Raw genomic sequence first — 22,875 nt, 5'->3', positions numbered from 1 at the left:
GTCAGGATTCGAGAAGCCATCGGCCGGCCCCCCGGCCTAGCGTGAAGGGACCGCCGGAACAGCCGACGGGACCGGCCGACCCGGCCGCCACGCACACGGAGGACTCGCCATGACCGCCGGACTCAAGACCGTCATCTACCCCGTCAAGGACATCGCGAAGGCGAAGGCGCTGTTCACCGCGCTGCTCGGGGTGGAGCCGTACGTCGACGAGCCGTACTACGTCGGATTCAAGGACGCCGGCCAGGACGTCGGCCTGGACCCGAGCGGCCACTCCAAGGGGATGACCGGGCCGGTGCCGTACTGGCACGTCGACGACATCAAGAAGACGCTGTCGGACCTGCTCTCGGCCGGCGCCGAGACGCTCCAGGACGTCCAGGACGTGGGCGGCGGCCGGCTCATCGCGTCGGTCAAGGACGCGGAGGGCAACCAGGTCGGGCTGATCCAGGACACCGCCGCGTAGCCACCGCCGTGCGGGCCCGGGGCGTGCGAACCGCCCCCGGGCTCGCGGCCGCCGGCGCACGGGTCCCGGGCCACGGCCGAACTGGATGCGAATGCACTAGTTGCACAGTCAATGAATGGTCCGATCTCCAGTACCATTCGGTTATGGCAACGCAGACGCCCGATGCCCGGCTGGAGGACCAGTGGCGGGACATCCTCTCGGTGCACGCCCGCACGATGTGCGAGATCGACCGCGCCCTGCACCCGCACGGCCTCGGAGCCAGTGACTTCGAGGTCCTGGACATCCTCGCCTCGGGCGCCGTGTCGGAGCCCGGCGAGCACTGCCGGGTGCAGAACATCGCGGGCCGGGTCCATCTCAGCCAGAGCGCGCTGTCGCGGCTCATCGGACGTCTGGAGAAGGACGGCCTGGTCGAGCGCACCGTCTGCGAGGAGGACCGCCGCGGGGTCTGGGTCGCCCTCACCGGGAAGGGCCGTGACCTGCACGCCGAGGTGCTCCCCCTGCAGCGGTCCGTGCTCGCCCGCATGCTGCGGGACTGACCCGCTCCACCCCGGTGTCGCCGGGTGGCCGCAGGATCCCGGCGTTCAGCCGAGCGGGCGGGCCAGCAGTGTGCGGACGCCCTCCGAGCTGAGGGTCAGACCGTGCGGCGAGCTGGCGTCGATCGTCAGGGCGAGATCGCCCGTCGGCCACTGCGAGGCGAGGGCGCCGAGCGGCACGAGGCGGTAGCGGGAGACCGACGGAAGCAGCTCGGCCATCTCCAGTTCGGAGGTGAAGACCGGCACCACCTGTTCGCCGCCCGGCTGGTCCAGGACGGGCAGCGCGACGGCCGTCGGGTCGGCGACGTCCGCGTCCGTGACGTCGTCCGGGACGGGGACCAGTACGTCACTGCCGGCGAGGGTGTTCAGCGCCGCGGTGTCCTGGGTGTTCTCGGCGAGCGTGTTCAGTGCCTCCTGGGCGGGGGTCGCCTCGGCCGCGGTGGGGTGGTGGTTGTTCTGGGGGGTGTCCATGGAAGATCCCTCGTTCGTGGTCGGTGGGTGGCCACCCGGGCGGGTCGCGGTCTTCCCGGGTGCAACGACCGTCGCGTACCCATCGCACACCACGCCATTCATCCTGGCCCCGACCCATCCGGAATCGGGTGCGCCGATCAGGCCGGTCTCGTGGTCGCCCCGGGCGTCCGACACCCGGGGTGACCACGGCCGCAGCCCCACGGACCGTCCACCGGTCCGGAGTGCGGGCTACTTCAGATAGGGCCCGTCGGCGCCGATCTTGCCGGGACCGTTCAGGACGTACACCCGCAGGTTCCCCTTGCCGGGCGCCGCCACGGACAGGGTGCCGCCGGAGACGGTCTTCACGTCCCCGGTGACGGCGTCCGTGTACGTGCCGTTCGGTATGCCGGTGTAGGTGGCCCCGCCGGTGACCGTGACCAGGGCGAAGCTGTCGGTCGAACCGCTGGTGTAGCGCCGCTTGAAGGCCATCGATCCGGTGATCCCGTCGGTGGAGTACTGACCCGACTGGAGGGCCGGGATCGCCCGGCGGATCCGGTTGAGCCGCTGGAGGTGCTTGACCAGCGGCTGGGCGAGCGTGGTGGCGACCTCACCGCTCGCGGAGGCGACCGTCCCGAAGTCGGAGGCCGTCACACCGCCCGCGAGGTGGTCCCCGTAGTAGGCGCGTCCGGTGCCGGCCAGCGGGCAGGTCGGCCCGCAGTCGATCTGCTTGCCCTTCTGGAACTCGATCTCCGATCCGTAGTACAGCGTGGGGATGCCTCGGAAGGTCCACATCAGGGCCATGTTCTCGGCCCAGGCGTCGGTGCCGCCGCTGTAGCGGGTGCTCGACTTGTTCGGCCCGTAGTCGTGGCTGTCGACGTACACGACGTTGTACGTGGCGTCGTTGACGGAGTCGTCGGAGTCCTTGCCGTTGTTGTAGGCGTTCTGCGCGTCACCGAAGTTCATGTGCATGCGCATGTCAATGATGTTCATCCCGGAGAACTGGCTGCGGTCCGGAGTGTGGTAACTGTTCCCGTTCAGGAAGGCGTTGGCGGAGGTCGGCTGGTTCCCGGTGCCGAGCTGCTCCTCGTAGTCGTACTGCTCGATCGCCGCCTTCTCGTCGTCGGCGCTGTACTCCTTGCGTTCCTTCCAGGTGAAGAACTGCGCGGAGTGGTTCACCGAGCCGCGGTTCCACTTGTCGTTGACGAAGGCGCCCACCTCACCGAAGACGAAGAAGTTCTTCGCCGCGTCCGCGCCGAACCGCTGGGTGACCCGGTCGTGGATGGCCGGGAGGAAGCGGCGGTTCCAGGTGACGCGCGGAATGTGGACGGCCGTGTCGACGCGGAAGCCGTCGACGCCCATGTCGATGTACTTGTCGTAGGCGCCGATCAGATAGTTCTGGACGGTGGCGTTCTCGGTGTTGAAGTCGGCGAGGTCCTCGTGCAGCCAGCACGAACGGGAGTCCTCTCCCTCCCAGTTGCCGATCCAGCACTGGTGGTAGTACGCCTTGGGGAACATGCCCGACGTGGGGCTCGGCCACTGGCAGTTGTAGAGCGTGTACCCCTCGGGGCTCTTGCCTCCGGTGGGTTTGCCCCAGTTGAGGCAGGTGTTGCCGGAGGGCTCGGCGGTCGACCACAGGTCGCCGTTGTAGTACGACTTCCCGGACTTGGGCTCGACGGTCAGGCCGTCGTAGTCGAATCCCGCGTTCTTCTCGTCGTAGTACCAGCTCCACTGCGTGTCGCGCACGCCGTAGACGGTCGGCGTGAACAGGCCCTTGGCGCCCCAGCGCGAGCTGTGGTTGTAGACCACGTCCTGGTAGATCTTCATACCCTTGGCGTGGGCCGCGTTGATCAGGTCCTGGTAGGAGGCGCCGGCGGACTCCAGGCGGGGATCGACCTTGTAGAAGTCGTAGCCGTGATAGCCGTGGTAGTCGTAGTCCGAGCGGTTGAGTACGACCGGCGTGATCCAGACGGCGGAGAAGCCGAGCGCCTTGATGTAGTCGAGTTTGTCGACGAGGCCCTTGAAGTCGCCGCGGAACATGGGGTCGTTGTTCGCCGCGTTGCCCGACGTGACGTCCTGGCTGCCGCCGCGGTCGTTGGACGTGTCGCCGTCGTAGAAGCGGGCCGTGAGCACGAAGTAGATCGGGTCCTTGCGCGGGTCGGTGCCGAGCGGGGTTCCCGCGGCCGGCGCGGGAGCCTTCTCACCCGTCGTGACGGGGGCCGCGGAGGAGGCGGGCGAGGTGTTCCCCGCGGCGTCGACGGCCTTCACCGTGTAGGTGTAGGTGGTCTTCTCCGCCAGTCCCGTGTCGGACCAGACCGTCGAGCCGACGTCGGTGACGACGGTTCCCTCGGTGCCGCCGGTCCGCGTGAGCTGGTACTTCGTCACGGCGGTGTCGTCGGTGGCGGGCTTCCAGCTCACCACGACCGAGGTGCCGGTGGCGCTCGCCGTGACCCCGGTGGGCGTGGTCGGTGCCTGGGTGTCGGGCGCCTGGGCCGCGCACGGATCGGCGGCTCCGGCCGTGACGGTCCGGTCTTTCACCGTCGTGGTGCCCGAACCGAGCGCGTAGTCGCCGCCGTTGTTGTTGTCCCAGACGCCGTTGCCGTTGTTGAAGGCCGCCTTGAGCGTGGTGGCCGTGCCGAGGTCGACGGTCCTCTTCCACCAGCCGGTACAGGCGGACTCCATGCCGACGCCGGGAACCGTGGTCCAGGAGCCGCCGGTGGGCGCGTAGTGGAGGTTGGCCGTGCTCCAGCCGGACGTGGCGGTCGAGTAGTAGACGGTGGCCTGGTTGCCGGTGCCGGTCCCGGTGTCGGCGCACGGATCGCTGTGGGCGACCACGCCGTCCTTGACGGTGACGGTCCCGGTGCCCAGCGCGTAGTTGGTGCCGCCGTTGTTGTCCCAGGTCCCGCTTCCGTTGTTGAAGGTGGCCTGCAGCCCGGCGGCCGAGCCGAGGTCGACGGTCTCCTTCACCCAGTCCGTGCAGGCCGTCTCCATCCGGACGCCGGGCGCGGTGGTCCACGAGCCGCCGTCGGGGGCGTAGTGCAGATAGGTGGCGGGCCAGTTCTTGGTCTTCGTGTAGTAGAAGACCGTCGTCGTGGCCGAGGCGGCGGACGTCCCCTCCAGGGGGGTGGAGTCCGCGTCCGGTGTGGCGGTCGCGAAGATCCCGGTCACGGCGGCGAACGCCACCAGCGGTCGCAGCAGGCGGTGTCGGTGTCTGCGTCTCATGGGGCGGTCTCCAATGCGGGCCGGGGGCGAGGAGTTGCATTGCAAGAACAACCGGCAAGTTCCTGAAAGGCCTTGCGGGCGGAAGCTACAGGGACATGACAGCGACGTAAAGACATCGCACAGCGTCCGGAACGCAGGGTGAAAACGGACCAGTGATGGTGACCGACGCCCACGCGCCCGCCGGGGCGTCGCGCCTAGCGTGTGCGCATGCCGATGCAACCCTGGTTCACCGACGCCAAGCTGGGCATCTTCCTCCACTACGGGATCTACGCCGTGGACGGCGTGGCCGAGTCCTGGTCCTTCTACACGGGCGAGGTCACCCACGAGCGGTACATGAAACAGCTCGACGGCTTCACCGCTTCGCACTACGACCCGCGGGCCTGGGCGGACCTCTTCGCCCGCGCCGGCGCCCGCTACGCCGTGCTCACCGCCCGGCACCACGACGGTGTCGCCCTGTGGGACACCGCCCACCACAACCTGGACGTCGCACGGGACACCCCCGCCGGACGTGACCTGATCGGCGGTTTCGCGGACGCCCTGCGCGCCCGCGACCTCAAGGTGGGCCTCTACTACTCGCACTCCGACTGGAACCACCCCGACTACCCGAGCCTGCGGCCCGTACAGCCGGGCGACGTGCCGCCCAGCCGCTTCTCACACGCCGAACCCGGTGCGGAGGACCCGGCGGCCTGGGAGCGCTACCTGGCCTACCGCGACGGCCAGGTCGGCGAACTCGTCGACCGCTTCCGCCCCGACCTGCTGTGGTTCGACGGCGAGTGGGAGCGCACCGAGGAGCAGTGGCGGATGCGCGAACTCGCCGACCTGATCGTCGCGGGCAACCCGGACACCGTCCTCAACGCCCGGATGCTCAGCCACGGCGACTACGCCACTCCGGAACAGGGGGTCCCGCTCCGGGCGCCCGACGGACCGTGGGAGCTGTGCCTGACCGTCAACGGCTCCTGGGGACACCGGCCGGACGACCGCGACTTCAAGTCCGTCGGCCAGTTGGTGCGGTACTTCACGGAGACCATCGGGCTGGGCGGCAACCTGCTGCTCGCCGTCGGCCCCCGCGAGGACGGGACGATCCCCCCGGAACAGACCGAGCGTCTGGAGGGGCTCGGCGCGTGGATCGCGCGGCACGCCGAAGCCGTCTACGGCACCGTCGCCGGACTGCCCGCCGGGCACCACTACGGTCCGAGCACCCTCTCCGCCGACCGCCGCACCCTGTACCTCGTGTGTTTCGACGCGCCCCGGGAGGCGGTGTCGGTCCGCGGCCTGCGGAACGCGGTGCGCCGGGTGACCGTCCTCGGCACCGGCGGCGAACTCGGCCATCGCGTGACCGGTGGCCTGCACGCGGTCCCCGGTGTGACCTGGATCGACGCTCCCGCCGCGGAGGACCTGGACACCCACGCGACGGTGCTGGCCGTCGAGTTGGACGGCGAGCTGGACCTCTACCGGGGCTCGGGACGCGGCTGACGACGGGGAGGCGTACGAGGCCGCGGCGTCCCGGCGCCTCACCGCAAGGTCAAGATTTCCCCTGGTACGGGCCATGTCGACGGCCCCGGTGAGACGCGCGGGCCCGACCGGCGTATTCACGGTGGAGGGGCGAGCGCAGCCGGCGGGCCCCTCCCGACCGGAGGTAGCGCACGCGTGACCATCACCCGACCTGCCCCGCCGCCGGTGCATCCGCACGACGACCCGGAGCAGTCGCCCCGGCAGGGCTGGCACGTCAGTTCCCCCCTGGCCCTGACCATGCTCCTGCTGCTGGTCGTCGCGGCGCAGGGACCGGTCCGGCGGGCGCTGTCCGCGCCGGTCATGCAGAGCTGGATGACGGTGTTCGTGGCCGTGGTCGTCCAGGCGCTCCCGTTCCTGGTCCTCGGTGTGCTGCTGTCGGCGGTCATCGCGGTGTTCGTCCCGCCGTCGTTCTTCGCCCGGGCACTGCCGAAGCGTCCGGCGCTCGCGGTCCCGGTCGCCGGGCTGGCCGGGGCGGTGCTGCCGGGCTGCGAGTGCGCCTCCGTCCCGGTGGCCGGCGCGCTGGTGCGGCGCGGGGTCACCCCGGCGGCGGCTCTCGCGTTCCTGCTGTCCGCGCCGGCGATCAACCCGATCGTCCTGACGGCCACCGCCGTCGCCTTCCCCCGCGACCCGGAGATGGTCCTCGCCCGCTTCGTGGCCAGTCTGCTCGTGGCCTGCGCCATGGGCTGGCTGTGGCAGCGGCTCGGTCGCGCCGACTGGTTGCGCCCGCCGGAGCGGCCCGCGCACGAAGGCCTCGGCAGAGGAGCCGCGTTCTGGGGGTCGGTCCGGCACGACGTGATGCACGCGGGCGGCTTCCTCGTGCTCGGCGCGATGGCCGCCGCGACACTCAAGTCCGTCGTACCGGCGAGCTGGCTGCACGCCGCGGCCGGGAATCCGGTGGTGTCGGTGCTCGCCCTCGCGGTCCTGGCCGTCCTCCTGTCGATCTGCTCGGAGGCCGACGCCTTCGTGGTGGCCTCCCTGACGCAGTTCTCCTTCACCGCGAAGCTGGCGTTCCTCGTGGTCGGGCCGATGATCGACCTGAAGCTGTTCGCGATGCAGGTGGGAACCTTCGGGCGCGGCTTCGCGACCCGGTTCGCGCCCACCACCTTCGCCCTCGCGATCCTCGTGTCCGTACTGGTCGGGGCGGTGCTGCTGTGAACCGGCAGGCGCAGGCCGCGGTGCTGTTCCTGGTCGGCGCGGCGGTGCTGCACGCCGGCGCGACGGATCTCTATCTCCGGTACGTCAAGGCGGGGTTGCGGCCGTTGCTGCTCGCGGCCGGCGTGGTGCTGATCGTCACGGCGCTCGCCACGGTCGGGTACGAGGTGCGCGAGCGGCGGACCGCGTCCGGGACGTCCGGGAGCGCGGGGGGAGACGGTCACGCGCATCCGCATCGCGAGCCGCGCATCTCCTGGCTCCTGGTCCTGCCGCTGCTGGCACTCATCCTCGTCGCCCCGCCCGCGCTCGGCTCGTACAGCGCGATGCGTACGGGCACGGCGCTGCAGGCGCCCTTCGGATACCCCGCGCTGCCCGCGGGCGACCCGGTGCCGCTGGGCCTGGTCGATTACGCGGGCCGGGCGGCGTACGGGCACGGGCACACGCTCGGCGACCGGCGGGTCAGGATCACCGGGTTCGTCGCCCTCGACCACGCGGGCACCCCGTATCTCGTCCGCATGGCCCTCAACTGCTGTGCCGCCGACGCCCAGCCGGTCAAGATCGGGCTGTCCGGACGGATCCCGCCCGTGCTCCAGCCCGACGCCTGGCTGGAGGTGACCGGCACCTACAGCGGCAGGCGGACGAAGGATCCCGTGAACGGCGGCATCATCCCGTTCCTCGACGTGAGCACCGCGCGACCGGTCCCGGCGCCGCGTGATCCGTACGACGAGAGCTGGAACAACTGACCCCGCTCCCCCGCCTGTTCGCTCAGGCCGCCGGATCCGGCAGATAGCTCGCCAGGCCGCGCAGGATGATCTCCAGGCCGATGTCGAAGCGCTCGTCGGAGGAGTCCGTCACCATGACCCCGGCCAGAGCGCGCAGATGGGGGAAGTCGGCGGCGGGCAGGGACGCGAAGTAGTTCTGCATCTCGTCGGCCATCTCACGCCAGTCGGGCCGGGCCGGGGAGGAGGTGCCGGCGCTCTGCTGCGCGGCCCGGTCCCGCCACATGCCCTCCTCCAGCACGAACCCGTCGATGTACGTCGAGATGAGGTCACCGGCCTCCGCCGCGATGCGGTCGGGCAGTCCGGCGGTACGGAACACGGCGAGCAACGCCTCGACGTGCGGGAGCAGTTCGGCGGTGAAGGGCACGTGGGCCATGGAGATCCTCGCCATGTCCCGGTGCGACAGCAGGCGTCGGCGCCCCGCGCGGGCGTACTCCCGTACCTCCTCCTGCCAGCGTTCCGGATCGGCCTCGGGCGGCTCGAAGCCGTCGAAGAGCCGGGTGTACATGAGCTCCAGGAGGTCGTCCTTGGAACTGACGTGGGCGTAGAGGGCGGAGACCGTGACCCCCAGCTCGGCGGCCACCTGGCGCATCGACAGGCCGTCGAGCCCCTGGCGGTCCAGCACGGTGAAGGCGGCTTCGACGACGCGCTCGCGTGACAGCGGTGTGCGCGCGGGGGTGACGCGGGCACGGGCCGGGCGCTCGCGCTCCCAGGGGGACGGCGGGGGCTGTTCGGGGGTGCCGGCGGCCGCGTCGCTCATGAGGACAGTCTAGGCGCCGGGAGAGCGGTGTTCTCTCCGGGTGAGCAGTGTTCTCCCGGAGATACGCGATATATCTTGTCCACGCTTTCCAGTTGCGCTATATCTTAATGAACGCCGTTCTCTCGGTGAGCACCGTTCTGCTAAGGTGAACAGTGTTCTCCGGTGTCCGGTCGCCCTTCCCCGCGCCCGCCAGGGAGCCAGGGAGTCGCCTTCCGTCCGCCCCGCCGCGCGCGCCGATCGTCTCCGCGCGGTCCCTCTTCGAGGAGTTCCGATGTCCACCACCGGTGTCGCGTCCGCCGAGACGCCCATCGACTCACCAGCGCCCTACCGTTGGCGCTGGGCTGCGCTCTTCGTGATCCTCGCGGCCGAGGTGATGGACCTCCTCGACGCCGTCGTCACGAACATCGCGGGCCCCTCCATGCGGGCCGATCTCGGAGGCGGAGCCTCCACACTGCAGTGGCTGGCCGCCGCGTACACCCTGTCGATGGCGGTCGGGCTGGTCACCGGCGGACGGCTCGGCGACATCCACGGGCGCCGTCGGATGTTCCTGGTGGGAGCCGCCGGGTTCACGCTGGGTTCGCTGCTCTGCGCCATATCCGTGTCTCCGGAGATGCTGATCGGCGCGCGCGTCGTGCAGGGCCTGTTCGGCGCGGTGATGCTGCCTCAGGGCCTCGGCATGATCAAGGAGATGTTCCCGCCGAAGGAGTCGCAGAAGGCCTTCGGCCTGTTCGGTCCGGTCATGGGTCTGTCCGCGGTGTGCGGGCCGATCCTGGCGGGCTGGCTGGTCGACGCCGACTACTTCGGCACCGGCTGGCGCATGATCTTCCTGATCAACCTTCCGCTGGGTGCCGCCGCGATCGCCGGCGCCCTGCGCTACCTGCCGAAGGGCCGTTCCGAGACCAAACCGCGCCTCGACATCCCCGGCATGCTCCTGGTCTCCCTGGGCGCGCTGCTCATCATCTTCCCGCTGGTCCAGGGCCGTGAGTACGACTGGCCCCTGTGGACGTTCGCGATGATGGCCGCCTCCGTCGTCGTCTTCGCGGTCTTCGCCCGGTACGAGTCGCACCGCAGCAGCTCCGGACAGGACCCGCTCGTCGTCCCCAGCCTCTTCCGCAAGCGCGGCTTCAGCGGCGGCATGATCCTCGGGCTCGTCTTCTTCTCGACGATGCAGGGCTTCATGCTGGTGTTCAACCTGTACACCCAGATCGGCCTCGGCTACTCGCCGCTCAAGGCCGGCCTGGTGATGGTGCCCTGGTCGGGCGGCATGATCGTCGGCTTCGGACTCGCGCAGGGCGTCGTCCGGTTCGGACGGGCCGTGCTGCAGGCGGGCGCGCTGGTCATGGCGCTCGGCGTGTTCGGCGTCTGGCTGACCCTCGACCAGGCGGGATCCGGCGTCGGCCCCTGGCAGCTGCTGCCGTCGCTGCTCGTCACCGGCATCGGGATGGGCCTGCTCATGGCGCCGTTCTTCGACATCGTCCTCGCCAGCGTCGAGCAGCACGAGACGGGTTCGGCGTCCGGCACGATGACCGCGGTGCAGCAACTCGGCGGCGCCTTCGGCGTGGCCATCCTCGGCACCGTGTTCTTCGGCCTGCTGGGCGGCGGGATCGCCACCGCCGTCGACCACCGCTCGGACGACCTTCGTGGCCGGCTCACCGCGGCGCACGTCGCGCCCGCCGCGCAGGACCGCATCGTGGCAGACCTGCGCCGCTGCGCCGCCGACCGGGCCACCGCCAAGGACCCGTCCGCGACTCCGGCGTCCTGCGCCCTCCTGACGAAGGAGACCCGGTCCGCGGTGACCTCGTCCGAGGCGGGCGCCCGTGTGCCCGCCGCGCTGGAGGCGACCGCGTCGTCGGCCTTCCGCAGCGGCTTCGGCTCGGTCATGCAGACGGTGCTCTGGATCGTCGACGGCATGCTCGCCCTGACGTTCCTGCTCGCGTTCCTCCTGCCGCGCCGTGCCCGCCCCGAGGAGTCCGCCGGTCACTGAACCGACCGGACGGCAGGACGGACGGGACGGACGGAGACCTCTTCGGAGGGCTGCGTCCGTCCCGTCCGCTGTGGTCGTGCGGCACGCGGTCCGGATGTCCCGGCCGCGCACCGGCCCGCCGCCCGCAGGGCACGACCGGGCCCTCCTCGCTTGCGACGCCGAGCGCGTGCCCTCCCGCCGGCCCCATCGCCCGGACTCCGGGGCCGGGGCCGCCGCGCCCCTCGCGCGTCCCGTTCCCGCGACGCACGGTGGGTGCGCGGCACTGCCCCCCGGCTTCCGGCGTCCGACACCGTTCACCCCGGTCAGGTCCGGGCTGGATGCGCCGCGTAGCGTTCGAGCAGGCAGAACGGCGCGGGCGGGAGCCCGCCAGCGGGACCACGCACCGCCGGCCGCTCGGCACCCCGCCCGGACGCACCTGCCGTCACCCGACCCGCACCCTCCCGGAAGGACGAGCCCCTTGCTCACGTCGTACGCGGACCACTTCGACACGCCTGCCGGATATCTCGACTTCGCACGGTTCGGGCCGCCCTCGCGTGACGTCGTCGCCGCGACCGCCCGGGCGATGGAGGAGTCCGCCCGCGCCGACCACACCACCGTGGACGGCCTGATGCGCGCGGAGGTGGTCGCGCGGGACACGGCCGCCCGGCTCGCCGGGACCGACGGCCGGCACACGGTGCTCCTGCCGAACGCCTCCACCGGGCTGTTCCACGCCGCTCTCGGGATCCGCGAGGGCGTGGTCCTCACCCCGCGCTCCGACTTCCCCGCCAACCACTATCCGTGGCGGCGCAGCGCCGACCTGGGCCGGGCGACGCCGCGTTGGCTCGATCCCGCGAACGGCGGGGGTGTCACCCCCGACCTGGTCCGGGCCGCGCTGACCGACGACGTCGTCGCCCTGTCCGTCAGCGCCGTCGACTTCCGTACCGGCTTCCGTGCCGACCTCGCGGCGCTGCGCGAGGCGATCGGACCGGACCGGCTGCTCATCGTGGACGCCATCCAGGCGTTCGGGGTGGCGCGGATGGCGTGGGACGCCGCCGATGTCGTGGTCGCGGGCGGCCAGAAGTGGCTGCGCGCGGGCTGGGCCACCGGTTTCGCCGCGCTGTCCGATCGCGCGCTGGAGTCCCTGGAGCCGGTGCTCACCGGCTGGACGGGAGTCGAGGACGTCGGCGTCTTCGACGGGACGGAGCACGTGCCCGCCGGGGACGCGCGCCGGTGGTCGATCACCAACCTCAGCCCGGTGACGGCCGCCGCCTTCGCGACCGCTCTCGGCCTCGTCGAGCGGTACACGGTCGCGGCGATCGAGGCCGCGATCGCCCTGCGGGTCGCCGAGTTGGCCGAGGCCGTCGAGGAGCACGGCGGTCGCGTCCTCTCCCCCGCCGACCCGGCACGGCGTGCGGGCGTCCTCACCTTCACGATGCCGGACCACGATCCCGCCGTCGTCGCGAAGGCGCTGCACGCGGAGGGTGTCACGCCGACGGTGCGCGCCGACTCCCTCCGGTTCTCCCCGCACGCCTCGACACCGCCGGAGGCCCGCGCACGGGTGGCCGCCGCCCTGGCGTCGCTGCGCGACTGAACGCGGCGGGCCCGTGACCGGAACGGATCGCCCGGCGGGGCGAGAATCAGTACGGTCGCCTCCGTTCCGTGCATAGACTCGAGCCGCTACTCGGCCCGTGATCCCCGGCCGCTCGCGTCGACGACGAGGTCGGCATCCAGGTCCTCCTCGTGGGCGCCCGCCACGACGCGTACTCCCGTGACGCGCCCGGCGTCGCCCAGCAGCGCCAACGCTTCGCCCTGGCGCACCGTGAGCCGGCCGGGCAGGACGTGGTGCGGCTGCGGACCCAGCCGTTCCGTCGCGGACACGACGGCCCACTGCGCCGAGTCGGCCCCGGCTGCCGACGGCGGCGGACGGGCCGGCGTCAGGTCGCGGGCTCGAACCAGGTCGGCCCGTCGAGCAGGGCCTGCTTGATCCTGAGGAGGGCGTGCTCGTTCAGCTCCGGCAGGGAGTCCACGGCGAACCAGCCGACCTGGAGCGACTCGTCGTCATTGACGCGGGCCTCACCGCCGACGGCGCGGCAGCGGAAGGTGGTGTCCATGAACTGGCAGACGTCGCCGTTGTCGAAGGTGATCTGCTCGCCCGCCTGGACCAGGACGACGCGCTCGACCTCGATGTGCACGGCCGTCTCCTCGTACACCTCGCGCACGGCGCACGCGGCGGGCTGCTCACCCGGCTCCGGCATACCGGAGATGAGGGCCCACCGGCCGTTGTCGGAACGCTGCCCGAGCAGCACTCTGCCCTCGTCGTCGAAGACGACGGTGCTCACGCCGGGGAGCCAGAGGAGCTGGTGGCCGGCGGAGGCCCGGATCGCGAGGATGAAGTCGGGAGTAGCCATGGCCCCGACCCTAACCGCGCTCCCGGGCTCTCCCGGAGGCGCCCCGGATCAGCGCTGCGCGGCGGTGTTCCGCCGGGCGCGCAGCACCGTCGCGGCGCCCCATCCGAGACCGCCGGCGGCGACCAGCACCAGGAGCATCTCCGGGACGATCCCGAGCTTCGTGGCCGGGGTCTGGGAGGAGCGCAGCGGCACCTTCTGGACCAGGGAGTCGGCGACGAACATGCCGGTCTTCTGGGTGATCCGCCCGTCCGGCATGATCACGGCGCTGACGCCGCTCGTGACGGGCACGGTGACGGTACGGCTGTGCTCGACGGCCCGGACACGGGACATGGCGAGCTGCTGGTAGGTCATCTCGCTGCGGTCGAAGGTGGCGTTGTTGCTGGGCACCGAGATGATCTGGGCGCCGTCGGTCACGGTGCTGCGCACGGCCCAGTCGAAGGCCGCCTCGTAGCAGGTGACCAGGCCGACGCGGGTGCCGTTCATGGTGAAGACGCCCGCCTCGGTGCCCCGGCTGAAGTCCTGGCGGACCATGGTCGTCCAGTCCTTGTTGATGGCGCCGAGCAGCGACCGCATCGGCAGGTACTCGCCGAAGGGCTGGATCTGCCGCTTGTCGTACGTGTCCTGCGGACCCTTGACCGGGTCCCAGAGGATCTGCTCGTTGTAGAGCTTGCCGTCGCGTTCGACGACCCCGCCGACCGAGATGGGGGCGCCGATCGCGCGGGCCGCCTCGTCGATCACGGCGCGGGCGTCGGCGTTGGCGAAGGGGTCGATGTCGGAGGAGTTCTCGGGCCACAGGACCAGTTGGGGCCGGGCGACCTTGCCCGCCTTGACCTCGGCGGCCAGCCGCTCCGTCTCCCGCACGTGGTGGTCGAGGACCGCCCGCCGCTGGGAGTTGAAGTCCAGCCCGGCGCGCGGGACGTTGCCCTGGATGAGCGCGACGGTCGCGGTGCCGTCCTCGGCCTTGTCGCTGACCAGGGTGCGCGCGGCCAGCGCTCCGACGACGGGGACGGCGACGCTCAGCAGGGCCGCGGCCGCCGCGCCCCGGCGCAGGACCCGGGTGCCGCGGGCCTCGACGGCGAGCCGGACGAGTTCGTAGAGGCCGAATCCGCAGAGCACGACGGCGAAGCCGAGGACCGGGGTGCCGCCGAGCGCGGCGAGGGGCAGGAAGACGCCGTCGGCCTGGCCGAACGCGATCTTCCCCCAGGGGAACCCGCCGAAGGGAGCACGCGCGCGTGCCGCCTCCCCGGCGATCCAGACGGCCGCGGCCCACACCGGCCACCCGGGCAGCCGGGAGACAAGGCCGATGCCGGCGCCGACGAGCGCGACGTACACCGCCTCCACCACGACGAGCGCGATCCACGGGCCGGGACCGACCTCGACGCCCGTCCACACCAGCAGGGGCAGCAGGAATCCGAGGCCGAACAGGTAGCCGAGGCCGAGAGAGGCCTTCCAGGAGCGGCCGCGCAGGGTCCAGCCGAAGACCGCGAAGGCGGGCAGGGCCAGCCACCACAGCGTCCGTGGCGGGAAGCTGACGTACAGCAGTACTCCGGAGAGCGCCGCGGCGGCGGCCGGGACGAGACGGCGGACCAGAGCGGCCCCGCGCGAGGCGGGCGCGGCCTGGGGTTCGAGCTGTTCCGGCTCGTCTACGGTGGTTGCGGTGGCGGTCACTCCGGGAGTGTACGGCGGCTGACCTGGGGGCCGACAGCTCGGTCCGCCGGGGCCCAGGGGGTGGGACAGCGCTCCGCGGACGGCCGCGCCGTCGGGTGCAGCAACGTTCCTGCACAACTTCTCCCCAAAGCGGCACATCACCCGTTACGGTGTGCCCGAGCCTCTGACGTGCGGCCTGTCCCGGTGACGGCGCCCGAGGTCCGACGACGCCGGGGGGCGACGGGGTGGGTTCCACGGGGACGGCGTCCGCGACGGACGCCTCGGCCACGGGTGAGAGACGCAGCGGGTCCGACGCGGCGGGCATGGCCGTTCTCGCGGCCTGTGCGGCCTGGTCGCTCATCACGGCCGCCGCGCACGACGGCCGGCCCGAGGGTGTGCTGCTCGCGGTGCTCGCCGTGACCGCGGGCTACGCCTCGGGACGGATCCTCGGCGTGCTCCTGCCGGTCGCCGCGCCCTGCGCGGGAGCGCTCACCGGTCTCGGCCTCGCCATCGCCACACCCGGCCCGCAGATCAGCCTGCACCTCGGTCACAGCGGAGCGACCGCCGCGCTGCTGACCCTCTCCTCCGGTGCCGCCTGCTGCGCCGCCTGGGCGGCCCGCCCGCCCGTCCTGCGGCTCGTGCTCCACCTGCTGGCGGCGGTGATCGCGGTGACGGCGGCACTGCTCGGTTCGATCACCGGTCTCGTCACCTGTACCGGGGTCCTGCTGTGCTCGCTCGCCGCCGCACGGGTACGCCGTCGCGCGGTCGGCCTCGGGGGGTTCGCGGCCGCGGCCGTGGTGGTGACCGGGGCCGCCTGGGCGATCGGCGAGGACGCGCTGCCCGAAGGGCCGACGGCCGCGCTCCAGGGCCGGCTCACCGGCCACCGGATGCTGCTCTGGCAGGACGCGCTGCGCATGGTCCGGGCCGATCCCGTGCTGGGCGTCGGACCGGGGCGGTACGGCGATCTCAGTCCCACGGTCGCCCGCTCGCTGCTGCCGGACGGCAAAGCCCACTCCGCCCCCCTCCAGCAGGCGGCGGAGCAGGGGCTGATCGGCGCGGCCCTGCTCGCGGCGGCGTTCTGCTGGATGCTCTACGCGCTCCTGCGCAGCCCGCGCTCCACGCCCATCGCACTCACGGCGGGCGCGGCGCTAATGGCACTGGCGGTGATCGCGTCGATCGGCAACGCGCTCAGTTTCATGACGGTCACGGCCGGGGCCGGACTGCTCGCGGGCCTCGCCACCGCCCGCCCGCTCGGCTCCCAGGAACCGGACGACTCCGTCGGCGCGATCCCGTGTCCGGCGGATGCGCCGGAACCCTGAGCACCTCGGCAGGGCGTCAGCGCACCGCGCCGGGTGCGCCGGGCCTCAGGTGGTCGCGGATGATCCGAACCGCCGCTTCCGCGTTGTCCACGGTGATGGTGAAGGTGTGGCCGTCGCCCAGGCGCAGCACGACGCCCTCGCCGCGGCGGACGATGACGGCGGTTCCCTGCTCGGGTCGCCATCGGTAGCCCCAGCCGCCCCACTGGCGCGGGGTGACCTGGGGAGCGAAGTCGGCGCCGACCACGGTCGACAGGGGGATGCGGCGCCGCGGGAGCCCTATGTGACCGCACCGGACTTCCAGGCAGTCCTTGTCCACCTTCACGGCGACATGCACGAACGCAAGCGTGCCGAACAGGATGAGCAGTCCGGCTGCGATGCAGCCGACCACGGACATGATCAGCGGGGCGGTGCCCGAGGTCCAGCCGGAGTCGACCGCCAGCTCGATCCCGAGAGCCAGACAGGCCACACCGCCGAGGGCGGGCAGCAACTGGACGCGGTTCCTCGCGCGACCGGTCCAGAGCTCCGGCAGCGGGATGGTTTTGCCGTGGGGGTGGTCCCTCATACGTATGAGACTACTCAGGTTCCGCTGAGCGGGCACCGGGTCGCGGAGCGTTACTCCCCCGGGTGGGCGATCCGCCCGTCGACGGCTTCGTCATGGTGACGGCGCGTGCCGGTACCGGGGGTGTGCACCCGGGCACCACCGGTGTCCGGGGCGTGTGCCCATCAGGTCCGCGGCATAGATGTGCGCGCGGACCCGGCGCGGCAGCCGTCACTCAGTGTGCCGGGCTGACTTCCGCGAGGATGCGGCCTTCCTCATAGGCGAGGGCGGTCGCGGGCAGGGCGCCCTCCTGGCCGGACAGCAGCACCGTGACCGTGGAGCGGGCGGGCGCCGCGGGGTCGGGCCGGGCGCCGATCCGGCGCAGCGCCTGCGCGGCGACTGCGCCGGCCGAGCCGTGCAGGACGAGGGGCGGGAGGTCCGGGCGCTGCAGGGCCGCGCGGATGCGTTCGGCGACCAGTTCGTAGTGGGTGCAGCCGAGGACGACGGCTCGCACGTCCTCGGGGGTGCGCGCCGCCGCGGCGGCGATCGCCGCGTCGACGGCCGCTTCGTCGGCGTGCTCCACCGCGTCCGCGAGTCCGGGGCAGGCGACCTCGGTGACCTCGACGTCCCCGGCGAACTCCTCGATGAGTCCGCGCTGGTAGGGGCTGCCGGTGGTGGCGGGCGTGGCCCAGATCGCGACGGGTCCGCCGCCCGCGGCGGCGGGCTTGATCGCGGGGACGGTGCCGATGACGGGCACGTCCGGCTCCAGTCGGGCGCGCAACGCCGGCAGGGCGCGGACCGAGGCGGTGTTGCAGGCGACGATCAGGGCGGCGGGCCGGTGCAGTGCGGCGGCCTCGGCGACGGCCAGGGCGCGGGCGGTGACGTCCTCCGGGGTGCGCGGTCCCCACGGCATGCTGCCGGGGTCCGAGGAGAGGACGAGATCGGCGTCGGGCCGCAGTCGACGCACCGCCGCGGCAGCAGCGAGCAGGCCGATTCCGGAGTCCATGAGCGCGATCTTCACCCGGTCACCATAGACGATCCGCCCCGGACGCCTTCCGCCGTGGGGCAGACTGCGGCGGGTGGACGCCCTCGTGTGGATCGCCGTCGGATCGCTGTTCGCGTGGCTGTGGCTGCTGCTCGGCCAGGGCTTCTTCTGGCGTACGGACGTCCGGCTGCCGGCGCGCGAGGCGCCGGCCGAGTGGCCCTTCGTCTGTGTCGTGGTGCCGGCCCGGGACGAGGGCGGCGTGCTGCCCGAGAGCCTGCCCTCGCTCCTCGCCCAGGACTATCCGGGACGGGCCGAGGTGTTCCTCGTCGACGACGGCAGTTCGGACGGCACCGGAGAGCTGGCCCTCGAACTGGCGCGGCGGCACGGCGGCCTGCCGCTCACCGTCGGCTCGCCGGGCGAACCTCCGGCGGGCTGGACCGGCAAGCTGTGGGCCGTGCGCCACGGCATCGGCCTGGCCCGCGCGCGGGGTCCCGAGTACCTCCTGCTGACGGACGCGGACATCGCGCACGAACCGGGAAGCCTGCGGGAGTTGGTGGCGGCCGCCCGCACCGGGGGCTTCGACCTGGTCTCGCTCATGGCCCGGCTGCGCGTGGAGAGCGTGGGGGAACGCCTCGTGGTGCCGGCGTTCGTCTACTTCTTCGCTCAGCTCTATCCGTTCCGCCGGATCGCCGTGGACGGGTCGCGGACGGCGGCCGCGGCGGGCGGCTGCGTGCTGCTGCGCGCGGACGCCGCCGAACGGGCGCGGATCCCGGACGCGATCCGGCACGCCGTCATCGACGACGTGGCACTCGCCAAGGCGGTCAAGCGCGGCGGCGGCCGGATCTGGCTCGGCCTCGCCGACCGGGTGGACAGCGTGCGCCCGTACCCGCGGCTGCGCGATCTGTGGCGCATGGTCTCGCGCAGCGCGTACGCGCAGCTGCGGCACAGTCCGACGCTGCTCGCCGGTACGGTCGCCGGACTGGCGCTGGTGTACCTCGTGCCGCCGGTCGCCCTGCTGGCGGGACTCGTCACGGGCGTCGACCGGGCCGCGGCGGCCGGAGGGCTCGCCTGGGCCCTGATGGCGGCGACATACCTGCCGATGCTCCGCTACTACCGGCAGTCCCCGTGGCTCGCTCCGCTGCTGCCGGTGACGGCGTTCCTCTATCTCCTGATGACGGTCGACTCGGCGGTGCAGCACTACAGGGGACGCGGGGCCGCCTGGAAGGGCCGCACCTACGCGCGGCCCGACACCGCCCTCGACGAGGGCTGACGGACGTCCGGACGGCGCCGCGGGCGTTCACTTCCGGCCGGGTGTCCAGTTCATGCCCCAGCCGTAGACGTGGTCGATGGTGCGCTGCGGGCTGACACCGCGCTCGGGGACCAGGTACCGGGCCTCGCGCTGGACGACCAGGTCGCTGCCGTTGCTGGAGATGAGGGCGAGCGCGCAGACGGTGGAGGGGACCGTGCACTCGTCGAGGGAGAAGTCGATCGGGGCGCCGTTCAGCGGCTGGAGCGTCACCGTGGCGTGCAGGTCGGCGAAGGAGCGGGCGCCCTCGTAGATGGTCACGAAGATGAGGATGCGGCGGAAGTCCTGCTTGTGGTCGAGGTTGATGCTGAGGTTCTCGCCGGTGTCCACGGCTCCGGTGCGGTCGTCGCCGTCGAGGTGGATGTACGGCGGCTGGTGGAGTGCGCCGAAGGCGTTGCCCAGGGCCTGGACGACTCCCTTGCGTCCGTCGCTCAGTTCGTAGAGGGCGCACAGGTCGAGGTCGAGGTCCGCGTGCATGGCGACGGCCCGGCCGCGCTTGCTGCCCCACCCCGAGAACTGCTTGCGCACCTGCCAGTTGAGGTTCACGCGCAGGGCGCCGGACGTGCCGCCCTGCTTGCTGAGCGAGACGGAGGGCGCCTCCTTGGTCAGCGTCACCTTGGTGAGACGGACCGGCGCCGGAGGGGCCGCGGGCTGCCACGGGTTCGCGGGCGGTGCCTGCGGTGGGGGCATGGTCACGGGCGGGGCGACCGGGGGAGGCACGGTGACCGGCGGAGCCACGGGAGGCGGCGGTCCCTGCACCCGGGTGGCGGGCGAGGGCGGGGCGGGTGCCGGGGCGGCGTGCTGCGGCTCGTCCACGGTGATGCCGTAGTCGGTGGCCAGTCCTTCGAGACCGCTGCCGTAGCCCTGTCCGACGGCACGGAACTTCCAGGCGCCCTGGCGGCGGTAGAACTCACCGAGCACGAAGGCGGTCTCCACGGTCGCGTCGGCACTGTCGAAACGGGCGACCTCCGTGCCGTCGCGCGCGTCGAGCACCCGGATGTACAGGCCGGGGACGCGTCCGAAGGAGCCGCCGTCCGCGGAGGCGGCCAGGACCACCTTCTCGATCACCGGCTCCAGCCGCGGCAGGTCGACGAGCAGAGCGTCGGTCACCTGGCCCTCAGCGGTCCGCTTGCCCTCGTGGCGCACGGCGCCCGAGGTGTGCGCGGGCTGGTTGTAGAAGACGAAGTCGCCGTCCGAGCGGACCTTGCCGTTCACCAGCAGCAGCGCGGAGGCGTCCGCGTCGGGCACCCCGGGGCCCGGTCGCCAGCCCAGCTCCACCCGCAGCGTGCTCGTCGGGACAGGAACATTGGATCCCTTGGACATGCTCATGTGCGCCCCCATCGCGTGTCTCCGCACCGGGTCCGAGGCCCGCACGGCCCCCCGGCTCCGTTCCCGCCCAACCTAATCCCCCGGCCCGCCGAACTCCCCCGACTCGGACCGGAAGATCCCCGGCCGACCGGCGGTAACCCGCAAGGAACTCGCCCTTTACACGATCTGAACCCTCTTTGGCGTCCTTTTTTGCCGAGTTCGCTCGCATTGGGGATCCCGCGTCACCGCGCACACGGAAAACAACCCGCTTATCGGTCTCCCCAACCAGCACATCGTGGGCTTAACTTATGTGCCATGACCTCCCCCCGCTCCACCTATGGCGGCGGTTACTACTCCGCCTTCCAGGACACCCCGATCTACGACTCCCTCGTCGCCGAGCGGGGTACCCCTCAGATCGCCCCGATCCGCGTTCCCTCCGCGTACGACTCGGGCAGCCACCTCCCCGCACTGCCGTCCGCTCTGCCCGCACTGCCGGCCGGTCCCTCGCACCAGGCCTCCTCGTACGGATACCAGCAGGCCCAGCAGCCCGCTCCGCTGCACCAGGCCCCCGCTCCGTACATCCCGCAGCAGGCGGGCGCCCCGCGCGGCTACCCCGGCCAGCAGCCGCAGCAGCCGCGTCCCATGTCGGGCAACACCGGTTACGAGGCGATGCGGCCCGCCGCTCCGCGCCCCGCGCCGACCCCGTACCAGGACCCGTACAACAACGGTCAGCAGTACCGCGGCTACTGACCCCTTCGCGCCGGATGGTCGGTGCCTCCTGGCACCATGGCGGTCATGGGGAACGCGGTACTGCACTCGATTCACGTCCATCCGGTCAAGGCGTTCCGGGCCCGGTCGCCCAGGGAGGCCCTGGTGGAGCCCTGGGGGCTGGCCGGAGACCGACGCTGGGTCCTGATCGACGCCGGGGGAAAGGTCGTCACACAGCGCGAGCAGCCGCGTATGGCGCTGGCCGCCGCCGAGATCCTCTCGGACGGCGGTCTTCGTCTGTCCGCCGAGGGCAGCGCTCCGGTGACCGTTCCCGTGCCCGACCCCGTGGGCACGACGACCGTCGAGATCTTCGGCGCCAAGGTGGAGGCGGTGCTCGCCGATGCCGCCGCCCACGCCTGGTGCAGTGCCCGTCTCGGCGCCGACGTGCGTCTGGCCCACATGGACGACCCCGCCGTCCGCCGCCCCGTGGACCCGCTGTTCGCGCGGCCGGGCGAGACGGTCAGCTTCGCCGACGGCTATCCGCTCCTCGTCACCACGCTGGGCTCGCTCGACGCCCTCAACGCGTTGATCGCGCGGGGCGACCACCCCGACGAGGGCCCCCTCCCGATGACCCGCTTCCGGCCGAACGCCGTCGTCTCGGGCACCGACGCCTGGGCCGAGGACGACTGGTCCCGTATCGCCATCGGGGACGTCACCTTCCGCGTCGCCAAACCGTGCGGGAGATGCGTCGTGACCACGACCGACCAGGACACCGCCGTGCGCGGCAAGGAGCCCCTGCGCACACTCGCGCGCCACCGGCGTTTCGCGGGCAAGCTGGTCTTCGGGCAGAATCTGGTGCCCGAGTCCCGCGGAACACTGCACGTCGGCGACCCGGTCACGATCCTCGAATAGCCCGCGCGGGCCCGTTGCCCGGAGGCCGGGCGCACGGGGAACCCCGGGCGCGGGCAGGATCGTTGAAGGCATGCGGGACGGTCACGGAGGCCTCGGCGGAGAGGTGATGTCACTCTCTCTTCCCCGGCCGTGGGCGTGAACGGCTCCGCGGGGGGTTATCACGGACGCGGAAGGGGGTGCGGGACGGTGCGTTCACTCATCGGACTCTGGCGCTGGCGGCACAACCCGCTGCGCCGCACGACGGATCTCGTCGAGGCCTGGCTCGCCCTGGCCACCCTGGTGATCCTCGTCGTCGGAGCGCCCTTCGCCGGAGCGGCCGTCGGCGCCTCGGCGGAGCACGCGCTGCAGCAGGCCGTCCGGCATCAGCGCGCCGACCGCCACGTGGTGGCGGCCACCGTCGTCAGGACACTCTCCCGGGGACCCCTGCAGTCCGACCCCGAGACGTCGACGGCGCGGGACGTCCGCACCCGGGTGATGGCCTCCTGGACGGCGCCGGACGGCACACGGCAGCGCGGTGTCGTGATCACCCTTCTCAAGTCACCCCGTGCGGGCGCCCACTTCGCGCTCTGGACCGACCGGCACGGCCGCCTGGTGGGCCGCCCGCTGGACGGTGCCACCGCCACGACGCACGCCGTCCTGGCCGGTTTCGGCGCGGCCGTCCTGACGGCGGGATGCGTGGAGTGCGGCAGACGGATGATCGTCTGGCACCTGGTCCGCCGGCGGTACGCGCACTGGGACCGGGCCTGGGACAAGGCCGGTCCCGACTGGGGCAAGGCGGACACCGGCAGCTGACGGCCCGCCGTCAGCGGTCAACCGCCCCTGTCCGCGCACGCTACGGTGGACCGGCCGCGCTGACCCGCACCGTCATGAGAGGCTGTCCGGCAGGAGCCGGAATCCCCGCCGACGGGGTATCAGC

21 protein-coding genes are annotated in these 22,875 nt (G+C 72.2%); 12 read left to right on the top strand and 9 right to left on the bottom strand.

The genetic code is table 11. The features are described from left to right. The first annotated feature begins 109 nt into the window (after positions 1 to 109). Both OG406_RS34785 and OG406_RS34780 read left to right on the top strand, forming a co-directional pair. Positions 110 to 460, top strand: a complete 351-nt coding sequence (locus OG406_RS34785) for a VOC family protein (RefSeq protein ID WP_081222883.1) — start codon at positions 110 to 112, stop codon at positions 458 to 460. A 143-nt stretch (positions 461 to 603) separates the two neighbouring features. Beyond that, a complete protein-coding gene (locus OG406_RS34780; protein WP_164373366.1) occupies positions 604 to 996 on the top strand; it encodes a MarR family winged helix-turn-helix transcriptional regulator in 393 nt (130 codons plus the stop codon). A gap of 45 nt (positions 997 to 1,041) precedes the next feature. Here OG406_RS34780 and OG406_RS34775 read toward each other — a convergent pair whose 3' ends face one another. Next, positions 1,042 to 1,464: an SseB family protein gene (locus OG406_RS34775; RefSeq protein WP_081222885.1), complete on the bottom strand. Its 423-nt coding sequence runs from the start codon at positions 1,462 to 1,464 to the stop codon at positions 1,042 to 1,044. 228 nt (positions 1,465 to 1,692) lie between these two features. Beyond that, positions 1,693 to 4,662 (bottom strand): carbohydrate binding domain-containing protein, encoded by a 2,970-nt coding sequence (locus tag OG406_RS34770; RefSeq protein ID WP_329189626.1) that lies wholly within the window; start codon positions 4,660 to 4,662, stop codon positions 1,693 to 1,695. Between the two features lie 207 nt (positions 4,663 to 4,869). Here OG406_RS34770 and OG406_RS34765 point away from each other — a divergent pair, with 207 nt between their 5' ends. The 3 genes from OG406_RS34765 to OG406_RS34755 all read left to right on the top strand — a co-directional run bounded on the left by OG406_RS34765 (position 4,870) and on the right by OG406_RS34755 (position 8,069). Then, complete coding sequence (locus tag OG406_RS34765; RefSeq protein ID WP_329189624.1) at positions 4,870 to 6,135, top strand: alpha-L-fucosidase; 1,266 nt, start codon at positions 4,870 to 4,872, stop codon at positions 6,133 to 6,135. Positions 6,136 to 6,309: 174 nt separating this feature from the next. Beyond that, positions 6,310 to 7,329: a permease gene (locus OG406_RS34760; protein WP_382755531.1), complete on the top strand. Its 1,020-nt coding sequence runs from the start codon at positions 6,310 to 6,312 to the stop codon at positions 7,327 to 7,329. Next, positions 7,326 to 8,069, top strand: coding sequence for a TIGR03943 family putative permease subunit (locus tag OG406_RS34755; RefSeq protein WP_266853553.1), 744 nt, complete (start codon positions 7,326 to 7,328; stop codon positions 8,067 to 8,069). Before OG406_RS34760 ends, OG406_RS34755 begins: the two co-directional genes overlap by 4 nt. A 22-nt stretch (positions 8,070 to 8,091) precedes the next feature. Here the strand turns inward: OG406_RS34755 and OG406_RS34750 are convergent, their stop codons facing one another. Further along, complete coding sequence (locus tag OG406_RS34750) at positions 8,092 to 8,865, bottom strand: TetR/AcrR family transcriptional regulator (RefSeq protein ID WP_164373358.1); 774 nt, start codon at positions 8,863 to 8,865, stop codon at positions 8,092 to 8,094. 271 nt (positions 8,866 to 9,136) lie between these two features. Here OG406_RS34750 and OG406_RS34745 point away from each other — a divergent pair, with 271 nt between their 5' ends. Together OG406_RS34745 and OG406_RS34740 are read left to right on the top strand one after the other, a co-directional pair. Further along, positions 9,137 to 10,849, top strand: coding sequence for an MFS transporter (locus OG406_RS34745; protein WP_164373356.1), 1,713 nt, complete (start codon positions 9,137 to 9,139; stop codon positions 10,847 to 10,849). A gap of 457 nt (positions 10,850 to 11,306) precedes the next feature. Further along, complete coding sequence (locus OG406_RS34740; protein WP_329189621.1) at positions 11,307 to 12,419, top strand: aminotransferase class V-fold PLP-dependent enzyme; 1,113 nt, start codon at positions 11,307 to 11,309, stop codon at positions 12,417 to 12,419. Between the two features lie 86 nt (positions 12,420 to 12,505). On the opposite strand, the gene OG406_RS34735 is transcribed toward OG406_RS34740, so the two are convergent. Genes OG406_RS34735 through lnt form a run of 3 tightly spaced genes read right to left on the bottom strand, consistent with a single transcriptional unit; the run spans position 12,506 to position 14,904 of the window. Beyond that, the gene (locus OG406_RS34735; RefSeq protein WP_329189620.1) at positions 12,506 to 12,706 is read right to left on the bottom strand and encodes a hypothetical protein; all 201 of its coding nucleotides are present in this window, start codon (positions 12,704 to 12,706) and stop codon (positions 12,506 to 12,508) included. A gap of 56 nt (positions 12,707 to 12,762) precedes the next feature. Further along, complete coding sequence (locus OG406_RS34730) at positions 12,763 to 13,236, bottom strand: NUDIX hydrolase (protein ID WP_164373352.1); 474 nt, start codon at positions 13,234 to 13,236, stop codon at positions 12,763 to 12,765. Positions 13,237 to 13,284: 48 nt separating this feature from the next. Continuing rightward, on the bottom strand, positions 13,285 to 14,904 hold the full coding sequence (gene lnt, locus OG406_RS34725; protein WP_329189618.1) for an apolipoprotein N-acyltransferase: 1,620 nt from the start codon (positions 14,902 to 14,904) through the stop codon (positions 13,285 to 13,287). Between the two features lie 302 nt (positions 14,905 to 15,206). Between lnt and OG406_RS34720 the strand changes: the two genes are divergently transcribed. Then, entirely contained in the window at positions 15,207 to 16,202 is a 996-nt protein-coding gene (locus tag OG406_RS34720) for an O-antigen ligase family protein (protein ID WP_329189617.1), read from the top strand. A gap of 16 nt (positions 16,203 to 16,218) precedes the next feature. Here the strand turns inward: OG406_RS34720 and OG406_RS34715 are convergent, their stop codons facing one another. Then, the gene (locus tag OG406_RS34715) at positions 16,219 to 16,764 is read right to left on the bottom strand and encodes a hypothetical protein (RefSeq protein ID WP_329189615.1); all 546 of its coding nucleotides are present in this window, start codon (positions 16,762 to 16,764) and stop codon (positions 16,219 to 16,221) included. A gap of 211 nt (positions 16,765 to 16,975) precedes the next feature. Further along, positions 16,976 to 17,761, bottom strand: a complete 786-nt coding sequence (locus OG406_RS34710; protein ID WP_329189613.1) for a glutamate racemase — start codon at positions 17,759 to 17,761, stop codon at positions 16,976 to 16,978. 70 nt (positions 17,762 to 17,831) lie between these two features. Between OG406_RS34710 and OG406_RS34705 the strand changes: the two genes are divergently transcribed. Beyond that, positions 17,832 to 18,995 carry a glycosyltransferase gene (locus OG406_RS34705; protein ID WP_404125570.1) on the top strand — a complete coding sequence of 388 codons (1,164 nt, stop codon included), beginning with the start codon at positions 17,832 to 17,834 and terminating at the stop codon, positions 18,993 to 18,995. A gap of 27 nt (positions 18,996 to 19,022) precedes the next feature. Here OG406_RS34705 and OG406_RS34700 read toward each other — a convergent pair whose 3' ends face one another. Next, the gene (locus tag OG406_RS34700) at positions 19,023 to 20,360 is read right to left on the bottom strand and encodes a TerD family protein (RefSeq protein WP_329189609.1); all 1,338 of its coding nucleotides are present in this window, start codon (positions 20,358 to 20,360) and stop codon (positions 19,023 to 19,025) included. Positions 20,361 to 20,654: 294 nt separating this feature from the next. Here OG406_RS34700 and OG406_RS34695 point away from each other — a divergent pair, with 294 nt between their 5' ends. From OG406_RS34695 to OG406_RS34685, 3 genes are all read left to right on the top strand, one after another. Then, a complete protein-coding gene (locus tag OG406_RS34695; protein ID WP_081222899.1) occupies positions 20,655 to 21,089 on the top strand; it encodes a DUF6643 family protein in 435 nt (144 codons plus the stop codon). Positions 21,090 to 21,134: 45 nt separating this feature from the next. Then, positions 21,135 to 21,959 (top strand): MOSC domain-containing protein, encoded by an 825-nt coding sequence (locus OG406_RS34690; protein ID WP_164373343.1) that lies wholly within the window; start codon positions 21,135 to 21,137, stop codon positions 21,957 to 21,959. A gap of 186 nt (positions 21,960 to 22,145) precedes the next feature. After that, positions 22,146 to 22,751, top strand: a complete 606-nt coding sequence (locus OG406_RS34685; RefSeq protein WP_266853574.1) for an Rv1733c family protein — start codon at positions 22,146 to 22,148, stop codon at positions 22,749 to 22,751. Positions 22,752 to 22,875: the final 124 nt, after the last annotated feature.

Origin of the sequence: Streptomyces sp. NBC_01428 (assembly GCF_036231965.1) — a bacterium.
Lineage (GTDB): Bacteria > Actinomycetota > Actinomycetes > Streptomycetales > Streptomycetaceae > Streptomyces.
This window is presented reverse-complemented; position numbering and strand designations above follow the sequence as displayed.